Annotated in this window: 23 protein-coding genes; 17 read left to right on the forward strand and 6 right to left on the reverse strand. The window is 48.2% G+C overall.

Going from position 1 to position 25,323, the window contains the following annotated elements:
* Positions 1 to 16: 16 nt before the first annotated feature.
* Positions 17 to 1,381 carry a phosphomannomutase CpsG gene (cpsG, locus tag BLV87_RS01285; protein WP_093064577.1) on the reverse strand — a complete coding sequence of 455 codons (1,365 nt, stop codon included), beginning with the start codon at positions 1,379 to 1,381 and terminating at the stop codon, positions 17 to 19.
* A 25-nt stretch (positions 1,382 to 1,406) separates the two neighbouring features.
* The gene (locus BLV87_RS01290; protein ID WP_093064579.1) at positions 1,407 to 2,765 is read right to left on the reverse strand and encodes an exopolysaccharide biosynthesis polyprenyl glycosylphosphotransferase; all 1,359 of its coding nucleotides are present in this window, start codon (positions 2,763 to 2,765) and stop codon (positions 1,407 to 1,409) included.
* Positions 2,766 to 2,796: 31 nt separating this feature from the next.
* On the opposite strand from BLV87_RS01290, the gene BLV87_RS01295 reads away from it, so the two are divergent.
* Genes BLV87_RS01295 through BLV87_RS01315 form a run of 5 tightly spaced genes read left to right on the forward strand, consistent with a single transcriptional unit; the run spans position 2,797 to position 10,054 of the window.
* A complete protein-coding gene (locus BLV87_RS01295; protein ID WP_093064581.1) occupies positions 2,797 to 3,732 on the forward strand; it encodes a glycosyltransferase family 2 protein in 936 nt (311 codons plus the stop codon).
* Positions 3,704 to 4,570, forward strand: coding sequence for an ABC transporter permease (locus BLV87_RS01300; RefSeq protein WP_245706869.1), 867 nt, complete (start codon positions 3,704 to 3,706; stop codon positions 4,568 to 4,570). Before BLV87_RS01295 ends, BLV87_RS01300 begins: the two co-directional genes overlap by 29 nt.
* A complete protein-coding gene (locus BLV87_RS01305; protein WP_093064585.1) occupies positions 4,560 to 5,906 on the forward strand; it encodes an ABC transporter ATP-binding protein in 1,347 nt (448 codons plus the stop codon). Before BLV87_RS01300 ends, BLV87_RS01305 begins: the two co-directional genes overlap by 11 nt.
* Positions 5,899 to 8,769 (forward strand): glycosyltransferase, encoded by a 2,871-nt coding sequence (locus tag BLV87_RS01310; protein ID WP_093064587.1) that lies wholly within the window; start codon positions 5,899 to 5,901, stop codon positions 8,767 to 8,769. The genes BLV87_RS01305 and BLV87_RS01310 overlap by 8 nt, the downstream gene beginning before the upstream one ends.
* Entirely contained in the window at positions 8,762 to 10,054 is a 1,293-nt protein-coding gene (locus BLV87_RS01315; protein WP_093064589.1) for a rhamnosyltransferase WsaF family glycosyltransferase, read from the forward strand. The genes BLV87_RS01310 and BLV87_RS01315 overlap by 8 nt, the downstream gene beginning before the upstream one ends.
* Positions 10,055 to 10,410: 356 nt before the next feature.
* On the opposite strand, the gene BLV87_RS01320 is transcribed toward BLV87_RS01315, so the two are convergent.
* Positions 10,411 to 11,472: a glycosyltransferase gene (locus tag BLV87_RS01320; protein ID WP_093064591.1), complete on the reverse strand. Its 1,062-nt coding sequence runs from the start codon at positions 11,470 to 11,472 to the stop codon at positions 10,411 to 10,413.
* Positions 11,473 to 11,625: 153 nt separating this feature from the next.
* On the opposite strand from BLV87_RS01320, the gene BLV87_RS01325 reads away from it, so the two are divergent.
* Genes BLV87_RS01325 through recC form a run of 6 tightly spaced genes read left to right on the forward strand, consistent with a single transcriptional unit; the run spans position 11,626 to position 19,517 of the window.
* Positions 11,626 to 12,843, forward strand: a complete 1,218-nt coding sequence (locus tag BLV87_RS01325; protein WP_175517797.1) for an O-antigen ligase family protein — start codon at positions 11,626 to 11,628, stop codon at positions 12,841 to 12,843.
* Positions 12,836 to 13,939 carry a glycosyltransferase family 9 protein gene (locus tag BLV87_RS01330; protein ID WP_093064595.1) on the forward strand — a complete coding sequence of 368 codons (1,104 nt, stop codon included), beginning with the start codon at positions 12,836 to 12,838 and terminating at the stop codon, positions 13,937 to 13,939. The genes BLV87_RS01325 and BLV87_RS01330 overlap by 8 nt, the downstream gene beginning before the upstream one ends.
* Entirely contained in the window at positions 13,940 to 14,701 is a 762-nt protein-coding gene (locus BLV87_RS01335; protein WP_093064597.1) for a glycosyltransferase family 2 protein, read from the forward strand.
* Positions 14,698 to 15,558: a glycosyltransferase gene (locus BLV87_RS01340; protein WP_093064599.1), complete on the forward strand. Its 861-nt coding sequence runs from the start codon at positions 14,698 to 14,700 to the stop codon at positions 15,556 to 15,558. The genes BLV87_RS01335 and BLV87_RS01340 overlap by 4 nt, the downstream gene beginning before the upstream one ends.
* Positions 15,559 to 15,578: 20 nt before the next feature.
* A complete protein-coding gene (locus BLV87_RS01345) occupies positions 15,579 to 16,394 on the forward strand; it encodes a glycosyltransferase family 2 protein (RefSeq protein WP_093064601.1) in 816 nt (271 codons plus the stop codon).
* A gap of 15 nt (positions 16,395 to 16,409) precedes the next feature.
* Entirely contained in the window at positions 16,410 to 19,517 is a 3,108-nt protein-coding gene (recC, locus tag BLV87_RS01350; protein ID WP_093064603.1) for an exodeoxyribonuclease V subunit gamma, read from the forward strand.
* Here recC and BLV87_RS01355 read toward each other — a convergent pair.
* Entirely contained in the window at positions 19,501 to 20,154 is a 654-nt protein-coding gene (locus BLV87_RS01355) for a histidinol-phosphatase (protein WP_093064605.1), read from the reverse strand. The two genes, recC and BLV87_RS01355, sit on opposite strands and share 17 nt — an antisense overlap.
* A gap of 119 nt (positions 20,155 to 20,273) precedes the next feature.
* Here BLV87_RS01355 and BLV87_RS01360 point away from each other — a divergent pair, with 119 nt between their 5' ends.
* The gene (locus BLV87_RS01360) at positions 20,274 to 20,744 is read left to right on the forward strand and encodes an RNA pyrophosphohydrolase (protein ID WP_093064607.1); all 471 of its coding nucleotides are present in this window, start codon (positions 20,274 to 20,276) and stop codon (positions 20,742 to 20,744) included.
* A gap of 212 nt (positions 20,745 to 20,956) precedes the next feature.
* Positions 20,957 to 21,430 carry a DUF302 domain-containing protein gene (locus BLV87_RS01365; RefSeq protein ID WP_093064610.1) on the forward strand — a complete coding sequence of 158 codons (474 nt, stop codon included), beginning with the start codon at positions 20,957 to 20,959 and terminating at the stop codon, positions 21,428 to 21,430.
* Between the two features lie 71 nt (positions 21,431 to 21,501).
* Here the strand turns inward: BLV87_RS01365 and BLV87_RS01370 are convergent, their stop codons facing one another.
* Entirely contained in the window at positions 21,502 to 21,927 is a 426-nt protein-coding gene (locus BLV87_RS01370; RefSeq protein WP_093064612.1) for a CopD family protein, read from the reverse strand.
* Positions 21,928 to 21,930: 3 nt separating this feature from the next.
* Positions 21,931 to 22,434, reverse strand: a complete 504-nt coding sequence (locus tag BLV87_RS01375) for a peroxiredoxin family protein (RefSeq protein WP_093064614.1) — start codon at positions 22,432 to 22,434, stop codon at positions 21,931 to 21,933.
* Positions 22,435 to 22,509: 75 nt separating this feature from the next.
* Here BLV87_RS01375 and argC point away from each other — a divergent pair, with 75 nt between their 5' ends.
* The 4 genes from argC (at position 22,510) to erpA (ending at position 25,303) form a co-directional block, all read left to right on the forward strand.
* Complete coding sequence (gene argC, locus BLV87_RS01380; RefSeq protein WP_093064616.1) at positions 22,510 to 23,541, forward strand: N-acetyl-gamma-glutamyl-phosphate reductase; 1,032 nt, start codon at positions 22,510 to 22,512, stop codon at positions 23,539 to 23,541.
* Between the two features lie 29 nt (positions 23,542 to 23,570).
* Positions 23,571 to 24,416, forward strand: a complete 846-nt coding sequence (locus tag BLV87_RS01385) for a DUF6776 family protein (RefSeq protein WP_093064618.1) — start codon at positions 23,571 to 23,573, stop codon at positions 24,414 to 24,416.
* A 6-nt stretch (positions 24,417 to 24,422) separates the two neighbouring features.
* Entirely contained in the window at positions 24,423 to 24,884 is a 462-nt protein-coding gene (locus BLV87_RS01390; RefSeq protein ID WP_093064662.1) for a bactofilin family protein, read from the forward strand.
* A gap of 68 nt (positions 24,885 to 24,952) precedes the next feature.
* Positions 24,953 to 25,303, forward strand: coding sequence for an iron-sulfur cluster insertion protein ErpA (gene erpA / locus BLV87_RS01395; RefSeq protein WP_093064620.1), 351 nt, complete (start codon positions 24,953 to 24,955; stop codon positions 25,301 to 25,303).
* The last annotated feature ends 20 nt before the right edge of the window (positions 25,304 to 25,323 follow it).

Consider the following 25,323-nt stretch of genomic DNA (forward strand, 5'->3'; position numbering starts at 1 on the left):
TGCTCCAGAGAAAAATTTAAAAGAATCGGCTGATGTTCGCAACTTGTTCCTGCACCAACGCCATGTCTTGGCGTGATTCGACGTTCAAGCGCAGCACAGGTTCGGTATTAGAACCGCGCAAGTTGAAACGCCATTCCGCAAATTCCATGCTCAAGCCGTCGGTGGTATCAATTACCAGCGGTTGCAGTGCAGCGAAGTGTTCACGCACTGCCGCGATGCACGCTTTCACATCGCTAACGTGGAAATTGATTTCACCGCTGCATGGGAATTTCGCAATACGCTCACTCACCAGCGTGGATAGGTTTTTTCCTTTTACGCTCATCAATTGCGCTACCAACAACCACGGAATCATGCCGCTGTCGCAATACGCAAAGTCGCGGAAATAGTGATGTGCACTCATTTCGCCGCCGTAAATCGCATCTTCCAAGCGCATCCGCTCTTTAATGAAAGCGTGCCCGGTTTTGGACTGGATCGGCTCGCCGCCCGCCGCTTGCACCACGTCAATCGTGTTCCAGGTCAGGCGCGGATCGTGGATGATTTTTGCACCTTGATGCTGCTGCAAAAACGCTTCTGCCAACAAGCCAACGATGTAATAACCTTCGATGAATTCGCCAGTTTCGTCGAACAAGAAGCAGCGGTCGAAATCGCCATCCCACGCAATCCCCATATCGGCGTTATGTGCCAATACCGCATCACGGGTATCCGCCCGATTTTCCGGCAGCAAGGGGTTGGGGATGCCGTGCGGGAACGTACCATCCGGTTCATTATGCACTTTGATAAAGCTAAGCGGCACTTGCAGGCGTTGGCATTCGGCTTCGAGCGCATCCACCACATGACCCGCAGCACCATTGCCCGCATTCACCACCAGTTTCAGCGGCTTGATTGCCTTGAGGTCGATGTAACCGAGCAAATGCTGCACGTAAGCCGCAAGGCACGATTGCTGCGTGAGTGTGCCGCGTTGCGTGACAGGTGGGAAGTTGTTCTCTTCCGCCATGCGCTGAATGTCTTTCAAGCCGGTGTCGCCGCTGATCGGGCGTGAACCTTCGCGCACCAACTTCATGCCGTTGTAATCCATCGGGTTGTGGCTGGCAGTGACTTCAATGCCGCCATCCACACCGAGGTGGAACGTGGCGAAATAAATCTCTTCCGTGCCGGTCATGCCGATGTCGATGACGTTAACGCCTGCATCTTGCAAGCCGTTCGCCAGTGCCAACTTCAATGTTTCGGAAGTCAAACGCACGTCGCCGCCGACCACGACTTGCTTGCCCGCGCCGATAAATTCCCCATACGCCCGCCCAATGCGGTAAGCCACGTCGTCGTTAAGCTCGTCCCCTAGCTTGCCGCGAATGTCGTAGGCTTTGAAACAGGTGAGTTTTTGCATGTGTTATGTCTCTTGGTTGCTACTTTTAATAACTGCCTTTGCGCAGCAGCACCGCTACAAAGGTTTTGGTTAGGATGATTAAATCTAATTCGAGTGACCAGTTGCGCACGTACCAGACATCCAGTTGGACGCGCTCCTCATAACTCAACTCGTTGCGCCCGCTGACTTGCCACAAGCCCGTGATGCCCGGTCTGACTTGCTGGTAATAGTCGATGTATTCGCCATAATCAACGATTTCTTCTGCCACAATGGGTCTTGGGCCGACCAGTGACATTTGCCCGCGTAACACGTTGATCAGTTGCGGGAGTTCATCCAGAGAGGTACGCCGCAAAAAATGCCCGACGCGGGTAATACGCGGGTCATTTTTGAGTTTGTGGTCACGTTCCCATTCTTCACGCGCTTCGGGGTCAGCGGCAAGGATTTTTTCCAGTTGTTCGGCAGCATCTGGGCGCATGGTACGGAATTTGTAGATTTTAAAGACGTTGCCGTCTTGCCCGACACGCTGTTGCTTGAAAATGGGTTTGCCATCCGTCGCCCACCATACCCACACGTACAAACCCAATAAGAATGGGGAAAGCAGCAGGGTTAGCAAGAGCGCCAACATAAAGTCGGAGACGTGTTTAAAGGCACGGTCACTGTCACTCAACAGGTTATTGCGGACAAAGAAAATCAAGCCTTTCTGGTTAATGGAGTTGAAAACTTCAGCATTAAACATCGGCAGTGAAGTCATGCGTGGCACGAGCAGGATACGTTTTACTTTGTGCTGGATTTGATCCATGAGGTGGAACATGCGCTCCATGCCAGTGTTTTCCAGCATGATGATGGTGGCGAAGAAGTGCTCTTTTTCCAGAATGTTGGTGACGATGGTTTGCAAACCTTCGGGCGAATAGTGGTTAATGTTCACCGTTGCCGCAATGTCAAAACCAAACGGATTGTCAGCCGCTAACCATTGACGTGAATCTTCACAGGCGGCTTCGTCGCAAATAACGAGTACCCGCTCACGTAGCAGCGGGTGTTGCAGACAGCGCCGTTTTAGGTAGTAAATCCAAATAGGTAGCAGCAGGTTAAGGCTAAAAAATACCAGAATAATGAGACGTGAATACTGATCAGACTGTTTGAGCAATGACATCAACGCAAAGTTGATGATTAGCGCAATGCTGTTGCCTTTGAGAATGAGCCAGGTTTCTGAAGTCGTTACCATGCGCCGTGTCAGCAGGCGCAGGTAGAAGAAAATCAATAAGTAAACCATGATCTGCCATAGATACTTACTGGCTGGGTGGGCGTGAGCATCAGGGATGAGCCATTCTGCTATCCCACGTGCCAGTAATAGGTTGAACAGCAACAGCAGGGTATACAGAGTGAGCTTGAACAGGATATATTTCATGGTTTATTGATAGAAAAGAAGTCATTGTGTCTTGAAGCCGAGTACCACCCCAACGGTTGCTATCCTGCTCTGTACTTATAATGGTCAGCGTTATTTGCGTGACCAGTTAGATTCAGTGGCTGCTCAAACCTATCCACACTGGGTGATGTGGGCGTCTGATGATGGCTCGCAAGATGATACCCTCTCTATTCTGGCTGAGTATAGAGCAAAATGGTCGCAGGAGCGTTTGTCTGTTGTGCATGGGCCAAGATCAGGTTTTGTTGCAAATTTTTTGTCTTTGGCTTGCCGTGTGGATATTCAGGCGGATTATTATGCTTATTCTGACCAAGATGATGTTTGGTATACTGATAAACTTCAACGAGCAGTGGCTTGGTTACGCACGGTTTCAGACGATGTTCCTGCCTTGTACTGTTCGCGTACACAGTTAGTGAACGCAGATAACAACGAAGTCGGATTCTCTCCGCTCTATTCTAGCCCTCCCTGCTTTGCTAATGCTTTGACACAAAACATTGGCAGTGGCAACACAATGGTGTTTAATCACGCCGCGCGGTTGCTGCTGCTTGAGGCAGGTGGCGATGTGGATGTAGTTGCTCATGATTGGTGGACATATATGGTGGTTAGCGGTTGTGCTGGGAAAGTTTTTTATGATACTGAGCCGTCGTTATGCTATCGCCAACATGATGCTAATGTTGTCGGTGTTGATTTGAGCTGGTTAGCGGTTGTTGCACAGTTCCGTAAACTCTGGCGCGGTCATTTTAGGCAGGGTAATGGGCAAAACATCCAAGCGTTACGCCGTTTGCAAGCTAGGTTAACGCCTGAAAGTTGGAGGACATTAGAAACGTTTGATGCTGCTCGCCATCGTTGGTTGATACCACGCTTATTGGGTTTATTCCAATCTGGTGTGCATCGTCAGCGTTTTTCCGGGCAGTTAAGCTTGCTTGCTGCTGCTATTCTCAAAAAGATTTAAAGATAATATGAATCCACATAGCTCACCTTCTATTGAATTTTCTCGATTATTTCAATCCTTTTGGCATCACCGGCAACTGATTAAAGACATGGCGAAACGCGAAGTGATTGGGCGCTATCGTGGTTCGGTATTGGGAATGGCTTGGTCATTTTTCAACCCTGTTTTTATGTTGGTGGTTTATACCTTTGTCTTTGGTGTGGTGTTTAAAGCACGTTGGGGTGTTGATAGTGATAATGGTCAAGGTAGCTTCGCAGTTATCTTGTTTGCAGGAATGATTGTTCACGGTTTGTTTGCAGAATGTATCAATCGAGCACCGAGTCTTGTACTGGCTAATGTCAGTTACGTGAAGAAAGTCGTATTTCCCCTCGAAATATTACCTTGGGTGAGTGTTATCGCAGCATTATTTCATACGACCATTAGCATCGTTGTTTTGTTAGTTGCTAAATTAGCATTAATGCACAGCTTATCGTGGTCAATACTGTTATTGCCGATTATTTGGTTGCCATTTTTGGTTGGCATTATGGGCATCAGTTGGTTTCTTTCTTCCACCGGCGTGTATTTGCGTGATGTTAGTCAGATGACGGGCTTGATTACGACGGTTTTATTGTTCATGAGTCCGGTTTTTTACCCATTGTCAGCCTTACCTGAAATGTATAGACCGTGGCTATTATTGAATCCGCTCACATTCATTATTGAGCAAACTCGCCAGGTTTTGGTTTGGGGCAATGCGCCAGATTGGGGAGGGTTAGCAATTTACAGCGTATTGGCGGGCTTAGTAGGCTGGTTGGGGTTTGTGTGGTTCCAGAAAACTAGAAAAGGCTTTGCTGATGTCATCTGATATTGCTATCTGTGTTGAAAATCTAGGGAAGATTTACCATCTGTATGATAAGCCACGTGATCGCCTGAAACAGTTTGTCATGCCATCATTGCGGCGTTGGCTCAAGAAACCTGAAAAGCACTATTTTCGTGAGTTTACAGCGCTACAGGATGTGTCATTCTCGGTAAAACGCGGCGAATCTATTGGCGTAATTGGTCGAAATGGTTCGGGAAAATCCACGCTTTTACAGATGATTTGCGGCACATTAACGCCTAGCGGTGGCAGTATTCAAACGTATGGGCGCGTTGCTGCTTTGCTTGAATTAGGGGCTGGTTTTAATCCTGAATTTACAGGGCGAGAAAACGTCTATATGAATGCCGCTATTTTGGGCTTGAGCCTAGAGGAAATTAGCGCACGTTTTGAGGCTATTGCCGCATTTGCCGATATTGGCGAATTCATGGAGCAGCCCGTTAAGACTTATTCGAGTGGTATGTATGTGCGCCTTGCATTTGCTGTGGTGGCGCATGTGGATGCGGATATTCTCGTGGTGGATGAGGCATTATCAGTGGGTGATGCGGTGTTTACCCAGAAATGTATGCGCTTTATTCGTCAGTTTCAGCGTAAAGGCACACTTATTTTTGTTAGCCATGATATTGCATCAGTACAGAATCTCTGCCACTCCGTGCTTTGGCTCAATAAAGGCAAGGTAGAGGGTTACGGTGCGGCAAAAAAAATTGCAGAGGCTTATTTACAATACACACTACAAGAGCAATACGGTGAAGAAGCAGCCTTAAGTACCATTCAATCTGCTGATGATGGCGATACGTTTTCAGACGTGAATGTAGAACCAGTAATTCATTACGGTGCTGAAGCCAAAGTTCGAGATAACCTGCAACAGGCGAAGGGCTGGAAAACCGAGGATGTAAGCATAATCTCAGTGAATCTTTCGCGTTTGTCCCCCGGCTCTTCGAGTGTGTTTGTCGGTGGAGAGCGTGTCCGCATGAGTATTAAAGCTAAAGCTTACGCAGCGTTGCCAAACCCGATTGTGGGTTTTCTAGTACGTGACCGTTTAGGGCAAGATTTGTTTGGCGAGAATACCTTGGCATTTTCAGAGAAAGTGGCTACTCCTGTTGCTGCTGGGGAAACTTTTGAGGGTGTTTTTGAGTTTCGTTTACCGATGTTACCCAATGGAGTCTATGCTGTGATGGTATCCATCGCCGATGGAGATGTTTATGAAAATGTTCAGCATCATTGGTTGCATGATGCTTTGATTATTAATGTTTCCTCCAGCAAAGTACGTTACGGTTTGGTAGGAATTCCCTTTGAAAGGGTGGTTTTAGAGGTTATTCATGAATAAAAAAACATTGCACGAACTGTACGCAGCACATACAGGAAAAGTGTCAGATAAGTGGTCGTTGTATTTAATGGAGTATGACCGCTTGTTTGCCCCTTACCGTGATCAGCCGCTACGAATGCTGGAAATCGGCGTGCAAAATGGTGGTTCACTAGAGATCTGGAATCAATACTTCAGCCAGCCGATTGCGCTATTAGGTTGTGATATTAACCCTGACTGCGCCAAACTTCAGTACGACGATACACATATTCACGTGGTTGTGGGAGATGCGAATGCATCTGACATTCATGCACAGATACTTCGGCAGTCCGCACAGTTTGATATTGTGATTGATGACGGCTCACATACATCGGGCGATATTATTAAATCATTTGCACTTTATTTTCCCCATGTAGTTGAGGGGGGGGTGTTTGTCGCGGAAGATTTGCATTGTAGTTATTGGGAAAAGTTTGATGGAGGTATTTTTTATCCTTATTCATCAATGAGCTTTTTCAAGCGTCTTGCCGATGTTATTAACCACGAACACTGGGGGGTAGCCAAAACTCGGACAGATCTTGTAGAGGGTATTTGCGCTCACTATGGTTGTGAGCTGGATGTCGACCTGCTGGCTCAGTTGCATTCGGTAGAGTTCATTAACTCCATGTGTGTAGTGCGTAAAGCTCCGGCAGCCAGTAATATGCTGGGGCAACGTATTATTGCCGGGACTCAGGAGTTGGTTGTGGAGGGGCATCACCCTCTTCATGGATGTACCTATCAGCTTGATTCGTTAGCAGAGGTAAATAATGCTTGGTCTAATCGTGCAGTTCCACCGGAAGAAACCATTCAACGGGTAGAACAAGAGCTAGTTAAAGTCACTGAGTTGTTGGTAGCACGTGAGGATGAGTTGAAAGTCCGTGAGGGTGAGTTGAAAGCGCGTGAAATTGAGTTAGCCATCCTTTATAACTCGACAGCTTGGAAAATGACGAAACCCTTACGTTTGTTAGCCGATGAGTTAAAGCATATCAGGCATGTTGTTATGGGGGAGGCGCAGCGTGTGCATCGGGTTATTAGGCGCGGGGGAGGGGTTAAAAATACGTTGCTAAAAGCCATACGCTTATACCGTAATCAAGGTTTTGCAGGGTTAAAGCGAGGGTTTACAATAGCTGCCATATCCGCTCAGCAGATTAGTAACGATTATGGCAAGTGGGTACTTACTTTCGATACGTTAGATGACCTCGAACGTCAGCGGATTGCTGAACGTATTGCGATACTGCCTAGCTGTCCGCTGATTTCGGTTGTTATGCCTTGTTACAACCCTAAACCCGAATGGTTAGCAGAAGCGATTGAATCGGTTCGTTCCCAGTCGTATGCGCACTGGGAGTTGTGTATTGCTGATGATGCATCCACTGATTCACGTATACGTGAAATTCTCAACGGCTATATGACCTTAGATCCACGAATCAAGGTTGTATTCCGTGAAACGAATGGGCATATAAGTGCCGCATCGAACAGTGCATTGGATATTGCCACTGGTGATTACGTTGCTCTGCTGGATCATGATGATGTGTTGGCTGAGCAAGCGCTGTATTGGATTGTTGATGCTATAACTGCGCATCCTGATGCCAAATTACTGTATTCCGATGAGGATCATTTGAATGAGAAAGGGGAGCGTTGTTTACCATTTTTCAAACCAGTATGGTCGCCACATTTGGCTTGCTCACAGGCTTATTTGGGGCATTTGGTCTGCTTCAAGCGGCTGTATGGTAAACCGCTTTTTGATGAGCATCTAAACGGAGCACAAGATTACGATCTTTGGTTAACGCTGGCTAGTCAATGTCGTGTAGAAGAAATTATCCATATCAGTAAAGTTTTGTATCATTGGCGTATTCATCCTCAGTCGACAGCAGGCAATGCGAACGCTAAACATTATGCTGATGAAGCGGGTATGCAAGCTGTACAAAAGTTTGTGGCACAGCGTTACCCGGATAATGCTATTAGCGTGCAGCATGGGGAGCATATGTTTACCTATGCGCTTGGTTTTCATTTGCCTGAAAGTGTTGTTTTTTCAATTATTATTCCAACCAAAGATAAGGTTGAACTGCTGTCTGAGTGTGTCGATAGCATCTTGAATGGTTCATCATGGCAAAATTTCGAGATATTAATTCTTGATAATCGCTCCGAGATGCCAGAAACATTTTTGTATTTTGAAACAATTCAAAAAGCAGATTCGAGAGTGCGTGTCATTCCCGCAGATTTCGAGTTTAATTGGTCAAAATTAAATAATTACGCGGCAAACTATGCAAATGGCGACGTAATGGTGTTTCTCAATAACGACACGAAAGTTATTTCTTCGCAATGGCTTGAGTCTTTGGGGGGGTATGCCAAACTGCCTGATGTGGGGTTAGTGGGGGCTTTGTTGTTATTTGAAGATGGCAGTATCCAGCATTCAGGTGTTGTGGTGGGAATGGGGGGATGGGCTGAACATGTCTATCGTACTTACCCTGCTATTCACGATGGTGCGCAGCCATTTGTGTCGCCTATATTGACACGCAACGTATTGGCTGTCACCGGGGCGTGTATGGCTATTAGCAAAGATAAGTTTCAGCGTTTAGGTGGGTTTGACGAAAGTTTTATTATCTGTGGGAGTGATGTGGAAATCTGCATCAGAGCCTATAAATCTGGGTTGTTCAATGTAATGTGTGCTGAAGCAAGGCTCTTCCATTACGAGTCAAAAACGCGCTCATCCTATGTTCCTGCCATTGATTTTCAGCAGTCTGAAATCAAATATGCGCCGTATCGTGTTGATCAGGTTGATCCATTCTATAACAGTAACTTGTCATTAAACACTACTCAACCTCAATTTACTGAAGACCATAATCATGCGTAAACTCCTGAAAATGTTTCTCAAACACCCGAAAGTTCATGCTTATCTGCGTCGTACTTATGCTGCGGTTATTAACGATGCGAGTGTTAAGGAGACGCAGATTATTGCTACTGATGTGGTTGAAATTAGCCCCATTCGGATTCGTAAAAGTAATTTAGATAAAGCACGTTTGAATTTACTTGTGCCAGCACTGTCTGTACGCCATTTGTTTGGAGGAATTTCGACTGCGTTGACTCTCTTTAGTGAGCTTGGGGGAAATATTGGGAATGTAAGAATTATTCTTACGGATGAGGCTAATTTTCGTTATGAAGACAATTTGGCATACCGTGATTGGCAAATTTTGGGATTGGATGACGAAGATTTGCCTGGTAAAACGATTGTCTCGGCTGCGGATAGGTCTTCCAGAACATTAGCTGTATCAGAGAATGATGTGTTTATTACGACAGCATGGTGGACTGTCGTTTTACTGAAAGGCATTTTTTCTCAGAAACGTGCCCTGTTTGGTGAAACTCAGATGGAGAGATATGTCTATCTTATCCAAGATTATGAGCCTGGATTCTACCCGTGGTCATCACGTTATGCTTTGGCTGAGTCGACTTATCATGATAATTCAAATTGCATAGCAGTTTTTAATTCGCAGATATTGCGTGATTTTTTCTTGCAGCAGGGCTATACGTTTCGGAGTAGTTATTATTTTGATCCTGTTTTACATCAAGGATTGAGAAAGCATCTGGGGGCGGCAAAATCAAATGTACGGGAGCGTAAAGTTTTGGTTTATGGTCGACCAAGTGTTGAGCGTAATGCATTTGAAATGATTGTGATGGCGTTACGTATTTGGGCTATAGGACATCCAGATACGTTGTGGCGTTTTTATTCGGCTGGTGAGAAACACCCTCGTATCATGCTTGGCAATGAGCATTACTTGGAATCATTGGGTAAGCTTACAATTGATGAGTACGCAACAGAGTTAAGTACTTCTTACGCAGGTGTTTCGTTGATGATTTCGCCGCATCCAAGTTATCCACCTTTGGAAATGGCGGCTTTTGGCTTGCGTGTTGTCACCAATGGCTATGCATCCAAAGATATTTCCTCGCTATCGACCAATATTTTTTCAGTTGACTGGGTTTCGCCAGAAAGTATTGCACAAATGCTTGATACTGTTTTGCGGCAATATGAACTGGATTCGCATGGTGTGGCATCAACTTCGCAATGGTTTGAGCGCTATTCAACGCTAGATAATCCTTTTGAAAGTATTACTCCGGCTATTCATTCAGAATTGATCCAATAACGTAAGTACTTATGCAAAAGTTTTTCGGAAAAACCACCCCTTACAAATCAATCGGTTACGATTGAAAAGTTCCGAGTAACTTATGCCTAAGTACTTATCATCTACAGAATTTCTAAAGTTAAGTATAACCTGTGTTCTGCTTAATTCCTACACGGAAAGCAAGTTCAATTTTTGATCGGTCGCTTCAATGATTTAAGTTGAAAATCAACATGATAATTTCTCACTATGCTTTGATGCCGAAGTTTTCATGTGAATTGCCTCTTCTAAGTACTTATGCAAAAGTTTTTCGGAAAAACCACCCATTACAAATCAATCGGTTACGATTGCAAAGTTCCGAGTAACTTATGCCTAAGTACTTATATATACAGCATTTTGTAACTTTCCACCATTCTTTGAATGTTAAAATTCTTTTTCTGTAATGTTTGACTTATAGTGCCAAGTGAAAAGCAAAAAGCATTATTTTTCGATAATTCACTTAGTATTTCGATAGCTTCGTTAGTGTGTTTGAACAAATAGCCATTACGCCCAACCTGCACAATATCCACATGCCCCGTGCATTCACTCAACACCAATGGCAACCCCTGACACATGGCTTGCAACGCCGATAGCGGTAATCCTTCCCACAATGACGTAGACAAATAGATAGTCGCCTGTTGCAAGTGTGCGGTTACTTCAGGCGGTTCAACCCAGCCGGTGCAATGAATATTCGGTGCAGTCAGTAAATGGCGCAGCTCGCCATCCCCAATCCACACAAAGCGGACGTGGGGTTGATCGAGAAAAGCCAGCGCAATCTCATTAAATAACGCCGGATTTTTCTGTTGAGAAATTCGCCCTGCAACGACTATCGTACAATACGTATCGGTCTGCGTTGGTGGTGTTGCAGGCCGCTTTGCGCATTCAACCCCATTGTTAATGTAATCAGCGGGAATACCGTAACGCTGGAAAGCCGCTGCTTCCGATGCAGAACACGCGATGACCTGACCAGCACACCAATTGCCTAACTTTTCCAGCCAAATAAACAGCGATAGTTTCGTGGGTGATACGTCTTGGCGCAGAAAAGCGGCTCCATGGGGGGTATACAGCACCCGTGTAGGCAGTCCCAGCAATTTGGCAGCCACACGCCCTAAAAACCCTGCTTTGGAGGAGTGCAGATGAATCACATCACCCTTGTGTTGTTTCAGCAAACGCATCAGGTGATAGAGTGCTAGAATATCGCTTATAGGGGAAATATCCCGCGTGACACGTTTCCATGGAAGGAGTGTTACCCCAAGCGGAAACAGTTCAACGTAATGAGACGGCGTATCGGGGCGTTCACCGTGAATGACCACATGCTCGTATTCCGGTAGCGCGTGGGTGAGTTGCACCACAAAGTGCAAGACGCCAGCCGCAAACGACTCGACCACATGAATAACCTTCATTTATTCCCCATGTTTGTGCAGGTAAAAACCTTGGCGTAACCCAAAGGTGTCTGTAACAATAAGCAGGTTAATGCATGAGCAGAGAACACTCAAGCGCTAGAGGGATAGGATATAACGATGAAAAGCATGACCCCGATACAAAGGGAGGGAAGCGTGTCTATTGCTATGGTAAATTCATGGCTGCTGATTCTGTTCGCCTTCACCTTCCTGTTCAGTGTCGCACTGGGCAATATCCTGCTGTTTTTTATTTTGTTGCTGTGGCTGATCGAAGGAAACTTTGCTGAGAAATTTCAACGGGTTAAGCACAACCCGTTTGCTTGGGCAGCGGTGGCCTTTGTCGCGCTGCACTTGATTGGACTGTTATGGACGAGCGATTGGGCATTTGCCGGTTTTGTACTGAAAAAAGAATTCAAATACCTGATGATTCCAGTGCTGATGACGGTGCTACGGCGTGAACACCTCACGCATTACATGGTGGCGTTTGTATTGTCGGTCTTGCTGATGGTGCTGATGTCGTATGGGCTGCATTGGGATCTGATTCCACATTATGCTTGGTTACGTTTGGAAGCAGCCGTGGATGGCACTGCTGATACCACCCCTTTCGTGAGTCATATTGTGTATAACCCGGCACTGGCTTTTGCGTTGTACCTGTTGCTGTATGCGATTTTTTTACAAAAAACGCTACCACCTTTGCTGAAGTGGGGCGGGTTTGTGGTATTTGTCATCATGAGTGCCAATATGTTTCTGACCCACGGGCGTATGGGGCAACTGGTGTTTCTGGCCTTACTGACCTTGTTTGTGTTCCAGTATTACCAAGGCAAAGTGTTAAAGCCAGCGTTAATGGCGTTGTTGTTGCTGGTGACACTTGCCCCGACTGCGTATCTGCTTAGCCCAGTGGTGCAGCAACGGGTGGATTTGGCTATCCATGAAATCCAACATTATGAGGAATTGCCAAATTCCAGTGTTGGGGCGCGGGTGATTATGCTGCTGAATTCGTTTGAGCTGATTCGCGAAAATCCCGTGTTTGGGGTGGGCACGGGGGATTATCAGCAGGAATATACCCGTGTGAGCCGACAAAACTCCCCTGAAGCCGTTCGTGGTGAAAACCTTGCGCACCCGCATAATGTCTATGTGCAAGAAATGGTGCAATTTGGAGTGTTGGGGCTGGCGGTGTTGCTTTACTGGTTTTATACCATGCTCTTGCTGTACCGGCAGTCATCCAGCCCCTTGAAGCCGGTGATGCTGGCATTTCCACTGTTTTATGCGGTGATCTTCTGTTCTGACGGTTATATTATGGATCATTATTTGACGCTCTTATTTCTGTTATTTGGGGCTATGTTGTACGTGAATCATGAGCGTCTGCGTGGCTAAGCGCATTCTGATCATTATCCGCCGTTCTAACGGCGATGTGTTATTGGCTTCCCCGCTGATCCAGCATTTACAGGCGCATTATCCGGGGGCTGCTATTGATTTGCTGATTAATGACGATACGCTGGGAATTGCCCAAGCGTTGCCGCACGTGCGGCAGATTCACACCTATTCCTATGGCTGGAAAAAGCTACCGCTGTGGCAACGTTTGCGTACCGAAATGACGTTTATCCGCCGCTTATTCCGGCAATACGATCTTGCCATTTCGTTGACCGCCACTGATAGCAGTGTGCTGTATGCGCTGTTGTTTGGACGGCACTCAATCAGTGTCATTGATACCGATAGGCGTAAAAACTGGTGGAAGAAACGTGTGCTCACCGGTTATTACCAAGTGAATAACCAACGTCACGTGATTGCGAATAATTTGCAAGTGTTGCCGTTATTGGGCATTTCCACCCAAACGATTGAATGCGCGGTGCAATACTCGCCACAATCTGAACGGATGATTCGAGAAAGGCTAATGGCAGCGGGTATTGCATCCTTTATGATTTTTCACCCTTCAGCACAATATGCTTACAAGGTTTACCCGGAAGCATTGCGTCAGGCGTTGTTACAACAACTGAGCCGTTTGGGAATGCAAACGGGGGTGGCGATTGTGGTGACGGGGGCAAAAACGCCCTTGGATTTGCAAATCAAAGCGGCGTTGCTTAAGTCGGCGAATGTATACGATTGGATTGGGGAAACCAGTTTGGATGAATACATTGCACTCAGCGACTTGTCGATGGCTTATATCGGTGGTGATACGCTGAACATGCACATTGCAGCGGCGCAAAATAAACGGGTGTTTGCCATTTTTGGTCCTACCTTATTACCGGTGTGGTCGCCTTGGAGCAATACCTTGCAAAGTGCGGCAACACTTAGTCAGCCAGAGCAGACCTACGACAACATTACTGTGTTTCAAGCGGCTATGTCGTGCGTGCCGTGTGGGCAGGCAGGGTGTGATAATCGGCATGGAAAAAGTGAATGCCTTTACCGGATTGAGCCTGCTAGTATTGCTAACGCTGTCGGCATTTGGCTGCACGAGTACAGGAATACTTAGATGATAAAAATGAGTGGGCTGGTTATTACCTATAACGAGGCAGGCAATATTCAGGCGTGTCTTGAATCGTTATTCAAAGTGTGTGATGACGTTGTGGTGGTGGATTCGCTCAGTAGTGATGATACCGTCACTATTGCTAAGGCAGCCGGTGCTAAAGTGTATTCGCAGGTGTTTTTGGGGTATGGCCCGCAGAAAAATTACGGCTTGCAGTTCTGCCAACATGCGTGGGTGTTGAGTTTAGACGCGGATGAGCGTTTAGAGGCAGATGCTATTGCTGAGATTCAAGGTTTGAATTTGGCGGACAGCCCCTATGATGCTTATGAATTTCGGCGCAAAAACCTGTTTCATGGTAAGTGGATTCGGTGTGTTTCTTGGTATCCCGATCATGTCAGGCGTTTATTCAACCGTGAGAAAACCCGTTTTTCGGATGCAGCTTGTCATGAAGCCATTCAAAGTCAGCAGTATCAGCAGCTTCATTCACACATCGTACATACCTCGTTTGTGGATTACAGTCAGATGCTGCAAAAACTCGATGAGTACACCAATCAGTATGCCGCCGCAAACATGCACCGTAAACGCGTGAGTGCTTTTGCACCGCCTTTGCATGGGTTATTTGCGTTTTTTAAACACTATTTGTTTCGACGCGGGTTTTTATGTGGGTTTGACGGTTTTACGATTGCGTTATTGAATGCGCTAGGTTCCTATTTCAAATATGCCAAGTTGTTAGAAAAGCAGCGCTATGGCTCAGGGGCGTTATCGTGAAGGTGAGTGCTTGCACGTTTATTCGTAATGGGCAAATTCTTGGCTACCCCTTTATTCAATCCATTCAGTCGATTTTGCCGATTGTGGATGAGTTTGTGATTGCAGTGGGGCAGGGCGATGATGATACCCTCACTATTTTGCAAAGCCTTAATGAACCCAAGCTGCGCTTGATCGAAACGACGTGGAACGAAACCATGCGAGCCAAGGGTTATGTCTACGGTCAGCAGAAAATGATTGCGCAATTTGCGTGTACCGGGGATTGGATTTTTTATCTGGAAGCCGATGAGGTAGTGCATGAAAACGACTTGCCTGCCATTAAAGCGAGTATGCAACAGCATTGGCAGGATGAAGCGGTAGAGGCGCTCATCTTTGATTACCTGCATTTTTATGGCAATGCGAACACTTACTTGTGGTCGCCGGGGTGGTATCGGCGTGCCCCACGCATTATCAAAGCTTCAGTCCGCAGTTATGCCCCGGATGGTTTATTTTGGTTGGTACTGGACTCGAACAAGCACGGGCGTTACCCCAGAGCCGCGCACACGGGGGCAACGATGTACCATTACGGTTGGGTCAGAAGTGAAGCACAGATGAACCTCAAGGCCAGTAAGGTGGAAAAATACTGGAACAAACGCAATGATACGGTGGATTATGCGGAGATGGACGCACGTATCTTGCGCGAATTTACCGGCTCACACCCTGCGATTGTGCAAGACTGGTTACCGACGGCAACCGGGATTTTTCCTACCAACCCGGATTACCGACCCAGTAAAAAGCAGCAACGCCATTGGTGGATGTTGAAGGTGGAGCGTTGGTTTGGTCTGGAGTTGAGTAAAAAACATTACCGACTGATTCGTTGATTTGTTACTGGAGTATTCGTGTGACTGTTGCGGTTTCCCTGATTATTTCTACCTATAACCGTCTGGATGCGCTTAAAGCCGTGTTGGATTCGGTTACGCGGCAACAGGTGTACCCTTTAGAGGTACTGGTGGCAGATGATGGGTCGACGCAGGAGACGGCGGAATACCTCAAGTCGGTCACGTTACCTTGCGCTCTCCTGCATATTTGGCAAGTCGATGATGGCTATCGTTTGGCAACGATACGCAACCGGGCGGCAGTACAGGCGCAGGGTGATTATTTGATTTTTATTGATGGTGATTGCGTGATGCGTCCCGATTTTATCGCTAACCATCTGAGGCTGGCAGAGGCAAGGTGGTTTGTGGCGGGGCATCGCTTATTGTTATCAGAACCGTTTACACAACAGGTGTTACAGGCGGAAGCATCGCTGTTGACGTTTCCCCGTTTACTGCAAGCAAGGTTGAGCGGCGGGTTAAATCGCTTGTTACCGTTACTCAGTTTACCGGATGGTCACTGGCGGCGACGTAAGCCGACGGATTGGCGACTAGCACGTGGTTGCAATCTTGGTGTGTGGCGCGAGGATTTTATTGCGGTCAACGGTTTTGAGGAGCGTTTTAACGGGTGGGGCTACGAAGACAGTGATTTTGCGATTCGCCTGATTCGTTGCGGTGTGCATTGTAAGAGTGGGCGTTTTGCGACTGGGGTATTCCATTTATGGCATCGTGAGAATGACCGTTCGCGGGAGCGTACTAACCATGCACTTTTACAGGCGTCGTTGGTGAGTTCGCAGACACGGGCTGAGCTGGGGTTGAGCCAATACCTTGCCGTTGATGGTTAATCTGGGAAACTCACCATGCTCTACCTCCACCATTCCAACCAACTCGAACAACTTGCCAGCGAGTTCGCCCGTTTGCAGCGTGATGACCCGTTAGCGCCGTTGGCAAAAGAACAGGTGGTGGTGCAAAACAGCGGGATGGGGCGCTGGCTCTCGTTGCAAACGGCGGGTTTTAATGGCATTACTGCGAATATTCGCTACTTATTCCCGGCAGAAATGACGTGGGAATTGTTACGCATGGTGTTAGCCGAGGTTCCTGAGAAAGACCCTTGCACTCCGGCATTAATGCGTTGGCGCTTGTTGGCTATTTTTCTGAGTGAACCTGAAGAATGGCCGGAACTGGCGCGTTACCTCGATGGCGGGGCAATGGCGGCTTGGCAACTCGCGGCTCAGCTTGCCAAAGTGTTTGACCAATACCTGTTTTTCCGCCCGGACTGGATTCGGGAATGGGAAAGCGGTAAAGGCGCTGCGGATGACTGGCAAGCGCGGTTGTGGTGGCGGGTGGCAGGCGAACAGCACTTGCCGCATTGGGTGCGTTTGCAAGAACGTTTTGCCCATGCGTTGGCAACGCTTGAACCGACGGTTTTGCCGAAACGCATCTGTTTTTTTTCTGTGCCAGTGTTGTCGCCAGGTTATGTGCAGTTGCTGGGGAAAGTGGCGGAATACACCGACATCCACATTTATTTGATGAACCCTTGTGCAGACTATTGGGGTGATATTGAATCCGAAAAACGCAAGCACAAACAACAAGCCGCTGTGCAGGATTATTTCAGTGTTGGCAACCCGCTGTTGGCTTCGTGGGGGCGGCAGGGGCGTGATTTTCTCGATTTGCTGATTGAAGCCAATGCCGATATTGATGATCTGGAATTGTTTGGCGAGCCGGATGAAACCACGCTGCTAGGGCGGGTGCAAGCGGATATGTTGTACTTGCGGATGCCTGAGGAGGGTGGGGGTGTCGATGCGTCGATTACTTTCCACGCCTGCCATTCGCCGATGCGTGAAGTTGAAGTGTTGTACGATCAGCTTCTTGCTTTATTCGAGGCACACCCTGAGATTACGCCGGCGGATGTGGTGGTGATGACCCCTGACATCGACACGTATGCACCGTATTTGGATGCGGTCTTTTCCAGTGCGATTTACCCGCTACCGTTCAGTATTGCCGATAGCAACCCGGCCTATGCGCAAAGCATCACCCATCTCTGCGAACATTTGCTGAGCATTCCGCAAGGGCGTTGTGACGTGGAAAGCGTGCTGACCTTGTTAGAATTCGAGGAGGTGCGTGCGCGTATTGGCGTGGATGAAGCGCAAGTGCAGCAATGCCGTGCCTGGATTCGTGCCGTCAATATTCGCTGGGGTACTGATGCTGGGATGCGCCCGGAACTCGGTGGGGCGCATACCCCTGAGCATACCTGGCGTTACGGGCTGGATCGTTTGCTGTTGGGTTACGTGATGCCCGGTGATGCCTTATTCAACGGTATTCTGCCCTGGAATGAAATCGAAGGTAGTCAAGCAGAAATGCTGGGGCGCTTACAGCAGGTGTTGGATGCGGTGTTTGAGCTGGCAACGTGGGGGCGGCAACAGCATCCGCTACCGGAATGGAATCGGCGTTTTCGTCAGGTGTTGGATAGCGTCGTGGGCGAAGATGCGCCGCTGCAATCAGTATGGCAAGCGCTGGAGAATTTAGAAAAAACCGTGACGCAAGTGGGTTTTGAGCAGCCGTTGGAGTGGGCGGTATTCCAAAGTGCATTGGCGGAACAGCTCGATAAACGCAGTGAGGCCGATGGCTTTTTGGGGCGTGGCATCACATGTTGCGCCTTAATGCCGATGCGGACTGTGCCTTTCCGGTTTGTTGCCCTGATCGGGATGAATGATGGGATTTATCCACGGCGGGATGCACGTGCCAGTTTTGACCGCATGGGGCAGGGGATCAAGCGTGGCGACCGTCTTAAACGTGATGAAGACCGTTATTTGTTTTTAGAAAGTATTCTCTCGGCGCGTGATGGCTTGTATATCAGTTACCTTGGGCAAAGCCCGCACGATAATAGCGAATTGCCGCCCTCGGTGTTAGTGAGCGAACTGATGGATTATTTGGAGCGCTGTGTGCCGGGTTGTCGCAGCGCTTTGCTCACCAAACACCCCTTACAAGCCTTTAGCCAGAAATACCTGCGTGGTGGTAATGGTTTGTTCACGTATAACCCTTATGTGGAGGGGAGAGCGGAGAATGCCGCGAGTCTTTTCCCGCCTTTTTGGCAGGATAACGTGCTGCCTGAGCCTGATGCCAGTTACCGTTACCTCAATCTTGCTGATTTGATTCGTTTTTACCAAAACCCCGCCAGAGCCTTTTTGAAAGAGCGTTTTGGCCTGCGTTTGAGCGAATATACCGAAGAGCTGCCCATTCGTGAGCCGTTCGGTTTGGAGCAGTACCGTGATCGTGAGGTACGTGAGTGCATTTTCCGGCAATTGCAGCAAGCACTGCCGGTGAGTACGGCGGAACCTTTGCTACGAGCGCAGGGTTTGCTGCCACACGGTAAACCCGGTGAGTTGGTGTTCAGGAAAGAAGCGGAGGTGGTGGAAGTATTTTTCAACCGCATTCAGCCCTTACCCGCGTTACAGCGTGAAACATTTAGCTTAACCTTGGGCGATTTCTACCTGAGCGGTACGTTGAATCATTTGGATACGCAGGCAGGGCGACAGCTCTACGAACTGGGCAAACTGAGTTATTGGCAGTGGCTGGATATTTGGTTGCATCATCTGGTGTTGAATGCTGTACCGGAAAGTGGTTGCCCACCCGTTACCCGCATTGATACACCGGATGAGCATTACCAGCTTGAGCCGGTCACGGATGCACGCGCCCAACTGCAACAACTGTTGGCATGGTATTGGCAGGGTTTGCAGGAGCCGCTGCCGTTCTTCCCTAAATCCGGGTTTGGCATGATGGAGGCGGAAGCGCCTAAGTTAGAGACAGCATTAGGCAAATGGCATAGCAGCGGGCGTTATAGCGGAGAATGTGAAAAGCCCGAATACCGTTTGCTGTATCGTGGCAGCAACCCGCTAGAAACCCACCAACAGGCATTTATGGAAATAGCGGGCGGTGTTTTCGGGCGGCTGTTTAGCGCAAGGAAATGACCGGCCAGCCCTTGTCGATGGCAATCTGATGCAAGGTGTCATCGGGGTCAACGGCGACGGGGTTATCCACCATTTCCAGCAAGGGCAAGTCATTGCGTGAATCGCTGTAGAAATAGCTGCCCCTTAAGGTTTCTGCACGGTTGGCAAGCCAGTGTTGCAGGCGCGTGACTTTGCCTGCTTGAAAACAGGGAACGCCGTCAATTTCACGGGTATAGCGCCCATTTACCACTTTGGGTTCGGTTGCCAGCAAGTGTGGAATGCCAAACGCTTCGACAATCGGGCGGGTGATAAAGCTATTGGTGGCGGTAATGACCATCAGCGTATGCCCTTGGCGGCGGTGTTGTTCCACCAATTGTTTGGCCGTTTCGGTGATCAATGGGTTAATCACACTCGCCATGAATTCTTGGTGTAAGGCGGCTAATTCCGCCATGCTGCGTTCACTCAGGGGCTTGAAGGAAAACGCCGAAAATTCGTGGATATCGAGCACGCCTTGTTTGTATTGCTCGTAAAAGTACTGGTTGGCGGTTTCGTAATGATCACGTTCGACCAACCCCTTGCTGACTAAGTATTGCCCCCATTCGTAGTCGCTATCGCCGCTGAGCAGGGTGTTGTCCAGATCAAAAAGTGCCAAAGTCATGCTTTTTTAACTCTTGCTGCGGAAAACCGACGATTGTACCTGCTTTTTCCTCACGTGAAATTGCCGAATCATGACAGTTGTGGAAAAATCAAGGTAAGTTCAGCTTTGGAGAGTGAATCGTGATTGATGAGGAAGGATTCAGAGCCAATGTTGGCATTATCCTCTGCAATTGCGACGGGAAAGTGTTTTGGGGGAAACGGTTAGGGCAGGATTCCTGGCAGTTTCCACAGGGAGGAATTGATCAAGGAGAATCACCGATTGACGCCATGTTTCGTGAGCTGTACGAGGAAGTGGGTTTACGGCACGATCAGGTGGAAGTTGTTGGGCAAACTCGTGGATGGTTGCGGTATCGCATCCCCCATTACATGATTCGCCGTCGGGCGAGGCCATTGTGCATCGGGCAAAAGCAGCGCTGGTTTTTGCTGCGCTTGAGGTGCAATGACTATGATGTCAATTTGCAGGCCACCGGGAAACCGGAATTTGATCACTGGGAATGGGTGGATTATTGGCATCCTGCCCACCAAGTGGTGTTTTTTAAACGTCGAGTCTACCATCGGGCACTGAACGAATTAGCGCCGTTGTTAGGATAAGGCTCACCTCTGTAGAGACGCAACATCTTGCGTCTCTACCCGCACCAGCCGCAATGCTGATTATCTGCCATTATCATGATTTTTCTCATACTCTTGGGCGTTCTGCCCGACGCGACTTAAGCGTTTTGTAGCTATAACTAAAAGTGAGGCAGAAACACAACAATACTGCCCATTTTTGATTACAAATTGTTTTTCGCTAAGAGGAAATATTGATGAAAACGGTAATGGCCATGATGGTAGGCGCGGTAGTGGGCGTCGTGGTAACGGCTGCGGTTGGTTGGAATGTGATGCCGGGGATGATGTTGCATGAAGCGGTTAGCCCGCTAAGTACTGCTGAAACGGTTGATAAAATTAAAGCAAATGCGTTGAGCAAAGGGTGGGTGGTATCCGACGTTAAGCCCTTGCATGAGTCCATCAAAAAGCACGGTGGTAAGGATTTGAAGCCAGTAATGCTGGTGAATTTGTGCCAAGCTACCCATGCTTCCAATATTCTGGAGCAAGATCAGAATAAGAAAATATCCGTGTTTATGCCATGCACCATTTCGGTCTATGAAAAATCGGATGGCAAAGCCTATATTGGCAGCATGAATGCCGGATTATTGGGGGCGATGTTTGGTGGCAAAGTGGCAGAAGTCATGAAAGACGTTTCCGCCGAACAACAAAGTTTCATCGCCTTCGCCCAGTAATCGCTAAACACTACCCCCGCACGTAGAGATGCAAGATTTTGCGTCTCTACCTCCACACCCCACTATTGTGCTTAAAACGGTTTCACAATCGCTAAAATGACAATCACGATCAGCAATACGCTAGGGGCTTCATTGAACCAGCGGTACCACTTGTGATCGTGGGTATTCGCATCATTCCGAAACTTAATCATCAGCTTGTAGCAAGCGTGGTGATAACCCAGTAGCAACACAATCAGCAGCAATTTAGCGTGAAACCAATGGGTTGCCACCATCAAATATTGCCAATTAAGCGCCAGCATAATCAAACCAAATCCCAGTGTGATTCCCGCCCCAATGGTCATAATCGCAAACAAGCGCCGTTCCATGATTTTAAACAGCGCGAAACTGCCACTGTTTTCCGGCATAGCGTGGTAAACATACAAGCGTGGCAGGTAAAACAGCCCCGCGAACCAAGTCACCATGAAGATAACGTGGATAGCTTTGATCCATTCGTACATGAGTTATCCTTTCAACATGGAACGGATTTGTTGTTCCAATTGGTCGAAGTCGAAACTGCCAAGTTGCATCCGGGTGATTTTGCCCTCTGGGTTAACCAAGAAAGAGGTGGGTGTGACTTTGATGCCGCCAAACGCTTGCCCCCATTCGCCGGTTTTGTCGTACACCAAATCGTATTGCATCCCTTTTTGCTGACGCATGGCTTTGATTGCCGACTCTTCATCATGCGGCAGGGCAACGGCGATGGTACGGAATCCCGTGCCTTGCAGCTTTTGGTTGAGTTCCACTAAATGCGGAATTTCGCCGACGCAACCAGGGCAGTCAGTGGCCCAAAACACCATTAAGTAGGGCTTGCCTTTGAGCTTTTCCAACTCAATCGCTTGCCCATCAATGGTTTGCAGTGTGATAGCGGGCGCGGCTTTGATACCACCCGCCGGGGCGAGTAAGAAAAAGGCTACAATGCCCGCGATGAATGCCAAAATGGCGATTCCTTTGAGATCCAGTTTCATAGGCTTGGTGTTTGTTAATCGTTAAGGAAGGCGTATTATACAGGGATTTTTCAAGCCGACATAAAAAGAGGTAGTGTGAAAAGGAAGATTGGTATTGTTGGCGCGACAGGTTATACCGGCGTTGAGTTATTACGGTTACTGGTGAATCACCCTCATGTTGACATCACTTGCGTAACCTCACGTGAACACGCGGGAAGCCGGGTGGATGCGATGTTCCCCAACTTGCGGGGTTATGTCGATTTAGCCTTCAGCGCACCGTCTGATGACGCTTTGAGCGCGTGCGATCTGGTATTTTTTGCGACACCTAACGGCATTGCGATGAAAAGTGCGCAAACCTTGTTGGATGCTGGCACGAAAGTGATTGATCTTGCCGCCGATTTTCGCATTAAAGACATTGCGGTGTGGGAAAAATGGTACGGAATGCAACACGCCAGCCCGCAATTGGTGGAAGAAGCGGTGTACGGTTTGCCCGAATTAAACCGGGCGCAAATCCGCGATGCACGTCTTGTCGCTAATCCCGGTTGTTACCCCACGGCTGTTACCTTGGGTTTATTACCCTTGGTGGAAAACGGTTTGATTGATGTGGTGGGGATTATCGCCGACACTAAATCCGGTGTCAGTGGCGCGGGGCGTAAGGCTGAAGTGCATACCTTGCTGGCAGAAGCAGGGGATAATTTCAAAGCGTATGCGGTAGCAGGGCATCGCCATCAACCAGAAATCGCACAAACGCTTTCCAGCATTGCCGGTACATCTATTAGCCTGGTTTTTGTACCCCATTTATTGCCTATGATTCGCGGGATTCACGCTACACTGTATGCTATGTTGACCAGTGAAGCTGATTTACATCAACTTTATACCGCCCGCTATGCGCATGAACCGTTTGTGGATGTAATGCCTGCCGATTCGCACCCTGAAACCCGCTCCGTGCGTGGTGCAAATGTATGCCGCATGGCGATTCATCGCCCCGGTAATACTGAGCGCGTTGTGGTACTCTCAGTGATTGATAATCTGGTCAAAGGTGCGGCGGGTCAGGCAGTGCAAAACATGAATTTGATGCTGGGTTTGGCAGAAGATACCGCGTTGAAGCAGCCAGGTTTATTGCCCTGATAAATATACTGAAGAGATAGTAAGCACCCATGAGTCTGGAGTATAAGTTTGAAAATCGTGGCACCGTACAAGTGCGCCCGACAGGCAGCGATAAGCGCAGCCCTTGTTGGTACATGCTATTAGGCGTACTGCTGTTGCTGACTGCCTTGGCGGGTTGGTTGTTTTTTAGTGGCTACATGACTCCTGCGAATGCGTCGGGTGGCATTCATGCCATGACCTTGCGCGGTAAAATGGACGAGCAAGAGCGCCTGATTGCTCAGCAAACCACGGCTATCCGTGAATTAGAAGATAAATTAGCCTCAGCTAAACGCGGCGAAGACGTTCAGGTGGTTGCTAATGAAGAGCTTAAGCGCAAGTTTGCGGCAGCCGAAGCGGATCTGACGGTGCAGCGCGACAAACTAGCCTTGTATGAAGAAATTCTCTCGCCAGCGGGTTTGGAGCAAGGCTTGCACCTCCAGCATTTTGCTGTCAAAGAACGTTTAGTCGATAACGATGGCAAAAAAATCAACGGAATGCGTCTTTACCAATACCACCTCGTGTTGGCACACATTCGCAGTGGTGAGGAAGTCATCAAAGGTAGCTACAGCATCGCAATTAGCGGTAAGCAAGATGGCAAATCCGCCAGTGTCCTACACAAGGACGTTACCCCGGCAGGCGAACAAGCTAATACGGTATTTGAAGTAAAACATTATCAAAGTCTGGAAGGCAATTTAGTTTTTCCCAAAGATTTTGTGCCAGAATCGGTTAAAGTCAAAGTGACGCTGGCATCGGGTGAAACCCCGGAGCGCTTGGCGAAAAGTTATGATTGGTCTTCTTTTAGTAATAAAGTCAGTGCTGTGGTGACTGACTCAACTGCATCCATCACCAAGGAGTAAATGAACATGTTCGGAAAATCCGCCAAGTCTAGCAGCGGTAGCACCAGTAGTCCTGCCCCCAGTCACCATGGCGACCAGAAAATTCGTAGCGCCCAGATTGACACGATTATTGGCAAAGGCACCACCATTGACGGCGATTTACGTTTCTCCGGTGGTTTGCATGTCGAGGGCGTCATCAAAGGTAACTTGGCAGCCGATGGCGATAATGCCACGCTGATTTTAAGTGAGCATGGGCATATTCAGGGTGAAGTACGCGTTCCCAGCATGGTGTTAAACGGCGCAATCGACGGTGACGTGTTTGCCGGTGGCAAAGTTGAGCTGTTTGAAAAAGCGCGTATCTGTGGTGATGTGTACTACAACCTGCTGGAAATGGCGGTGGGTGCGGAAGTCAACGGCAAGTTAGTGCGCCAGAAGCCAGAGTCCGGCAAATTTGCACCACCACCTGTACCAGCATCCGACAGCGAATAAGGCTTTTTTACCTTGTTACCCCTGCAATGATAACGTGACTGAATATATTTATTTTAAGGAGATCATCCATGAGCGTTGAAACCGCTATCCCTGCACCGTTGGTCTTTACCGACGCTGCTGCTGTTAAAGTCAAAGCCCTGATTGAAGATGAGGGCAATGCTGCGTTGAAACTGCGCGTATTTGTGCAAGGCGGCGGTTGTTCCGGCTTCCAGTACGGCTTCACTTTTGACGAAAACATGAACGAAGATGACACCGCTGTGGAAAACGCTGGCGTAACGTTGTTGATTGACCCGATGAGCTTCCAGTACATGGTCGGTGCCGAAATCGACTACACCGAAGGTCTGGAAGGGGCGCAGTTTGTGATTCGTAACCCGAATGCGACCACGACTTGTGGTTGTGGGTCGTCTTTCAGCCCGTAACCTGTATTTGCATTGATAAA

It is taken from the genome of Thiothrix caldifontis, from assembly GCF_900107695.1.
GTDB classification, from domain to species: Bacteria; Pseudomonadota; Gammaproteobacteria; order Thiotrichales; family Thiotrichaceae; genus Thiothrix; species Thiothrix caldifontis.

What these genes read in the sequence shown, in the direction of transcription:
- cpsG (WP_093064577.1), bottom strand. Translation starts at nt 1,381, where the DNA reads ATGCAAAAACTCACCTGTTTCAAAGCCTACGACATTCGCGGCAAGCTA.
- BLV87_RS01290 (WP_093064579.1), bottom strand. Translation starts at nt 2,765, where the DNA reads ATGAAATATATCCTGTTCAAGCTCACTCTGTATACCCTGCTGTTGCTG.
- BLV87_RS01305 (WP_093064585.1), top strand. Translation starts at nt 4,560, where the DNA reads ATGTCATCTGATATTGCTATCTGTGTTGAAAATCTAGGGAAGATTTAC.
- BLV87_RS01310 (WP_093064587.1), top strand. Translation starts at nt 5,899, where the DNA reads ATGAATAAAAAAACATTGCACGAACTGTACGCAGCACATACAGGAAAA.
- BLV87_RS01315 (WP_093064589.1), top strand. Translation starts at nt 8,762, where the DNA reads ATGCGTAAACTCCTGAAAATGTTTCTCAAACACCCGAAAGTTCATGCT.
- BLV87_RS01320 (WP_093064591.1), bottom strand. Translation starts at nt 11,472, where the DNA reads ATGAAGGTTATTCATGTGGTCGAGTCGTTTGCGGCTGGCGTCTTGCAC.
- BLV87_RS01335 (WP_093064597.1), top strand. Translation starts at nt 13,940, where the DNA reads ATGATAAAAATGAGTGGGCTGGTTATTACCTATAACGAGGCAGGCAAT.
- recC (WP_093064603.1), top strand. Translation starts at nt 16,410, where the DNA reads ATGCTCTACCTCCACCATTCCAACCAACTCGAACAACTTGCCAGCGAG.
- BLV87_RS01355 (WP_093064605.1), bottom strand. Translation starts at nt 20,154, where the DNA reads ATGACTTTGGCACTTTTTGATCTGGACAACACCCTGCTCAGCGGCGAT.
- BLV87_RS01365 (WP_093064610.1), top strand. Translation starts at nt 20,957, where the DNA reads ATGAAAACGGTAATGGCCATGATGGTAGGCGCGGTAGTGGGCGTCGTG.
- BLV87_RS01370 (WP_093064612.1), bottom strand. Translation starts at nt 21,927, where the DNA reads ATGTACGAATGGATCAAAGCTATCCACGTTATCTTCATGGTGACTTGG.
- BLV87_RS01375 (WP_093064614.1), bottom strand. Translation starts at nt 22,434, where the DNA reads ATGAAACTGGATCTCAAAGGAATCGCCATTTTGGCATTCATCGCGGGC.
- BLV87_RS01385 (WP_093064618.1), top strand. Translation starts at nt 23,571, where the DNA reads ATGAGTCTGGAGTATAAGTTTGAAAATCGTGGCACCGTACAAGTGCGC.
- BLV87_RS01390 (WP_093064662.1), top strand. Translation starts at nt 24,423, where the DNA reads ATGTTCGGAAAATCCGCCAAGTCTAGCAGCGGTAGCACCAGTAGTCCT.
- erpA (WP_093064620.1), top strand. Translation starts at nt 24,953, where the DNA reads ATGAGCGTTGAAACCGCTATCCCTGCACCGTTGGTCTTTACCGACGCT.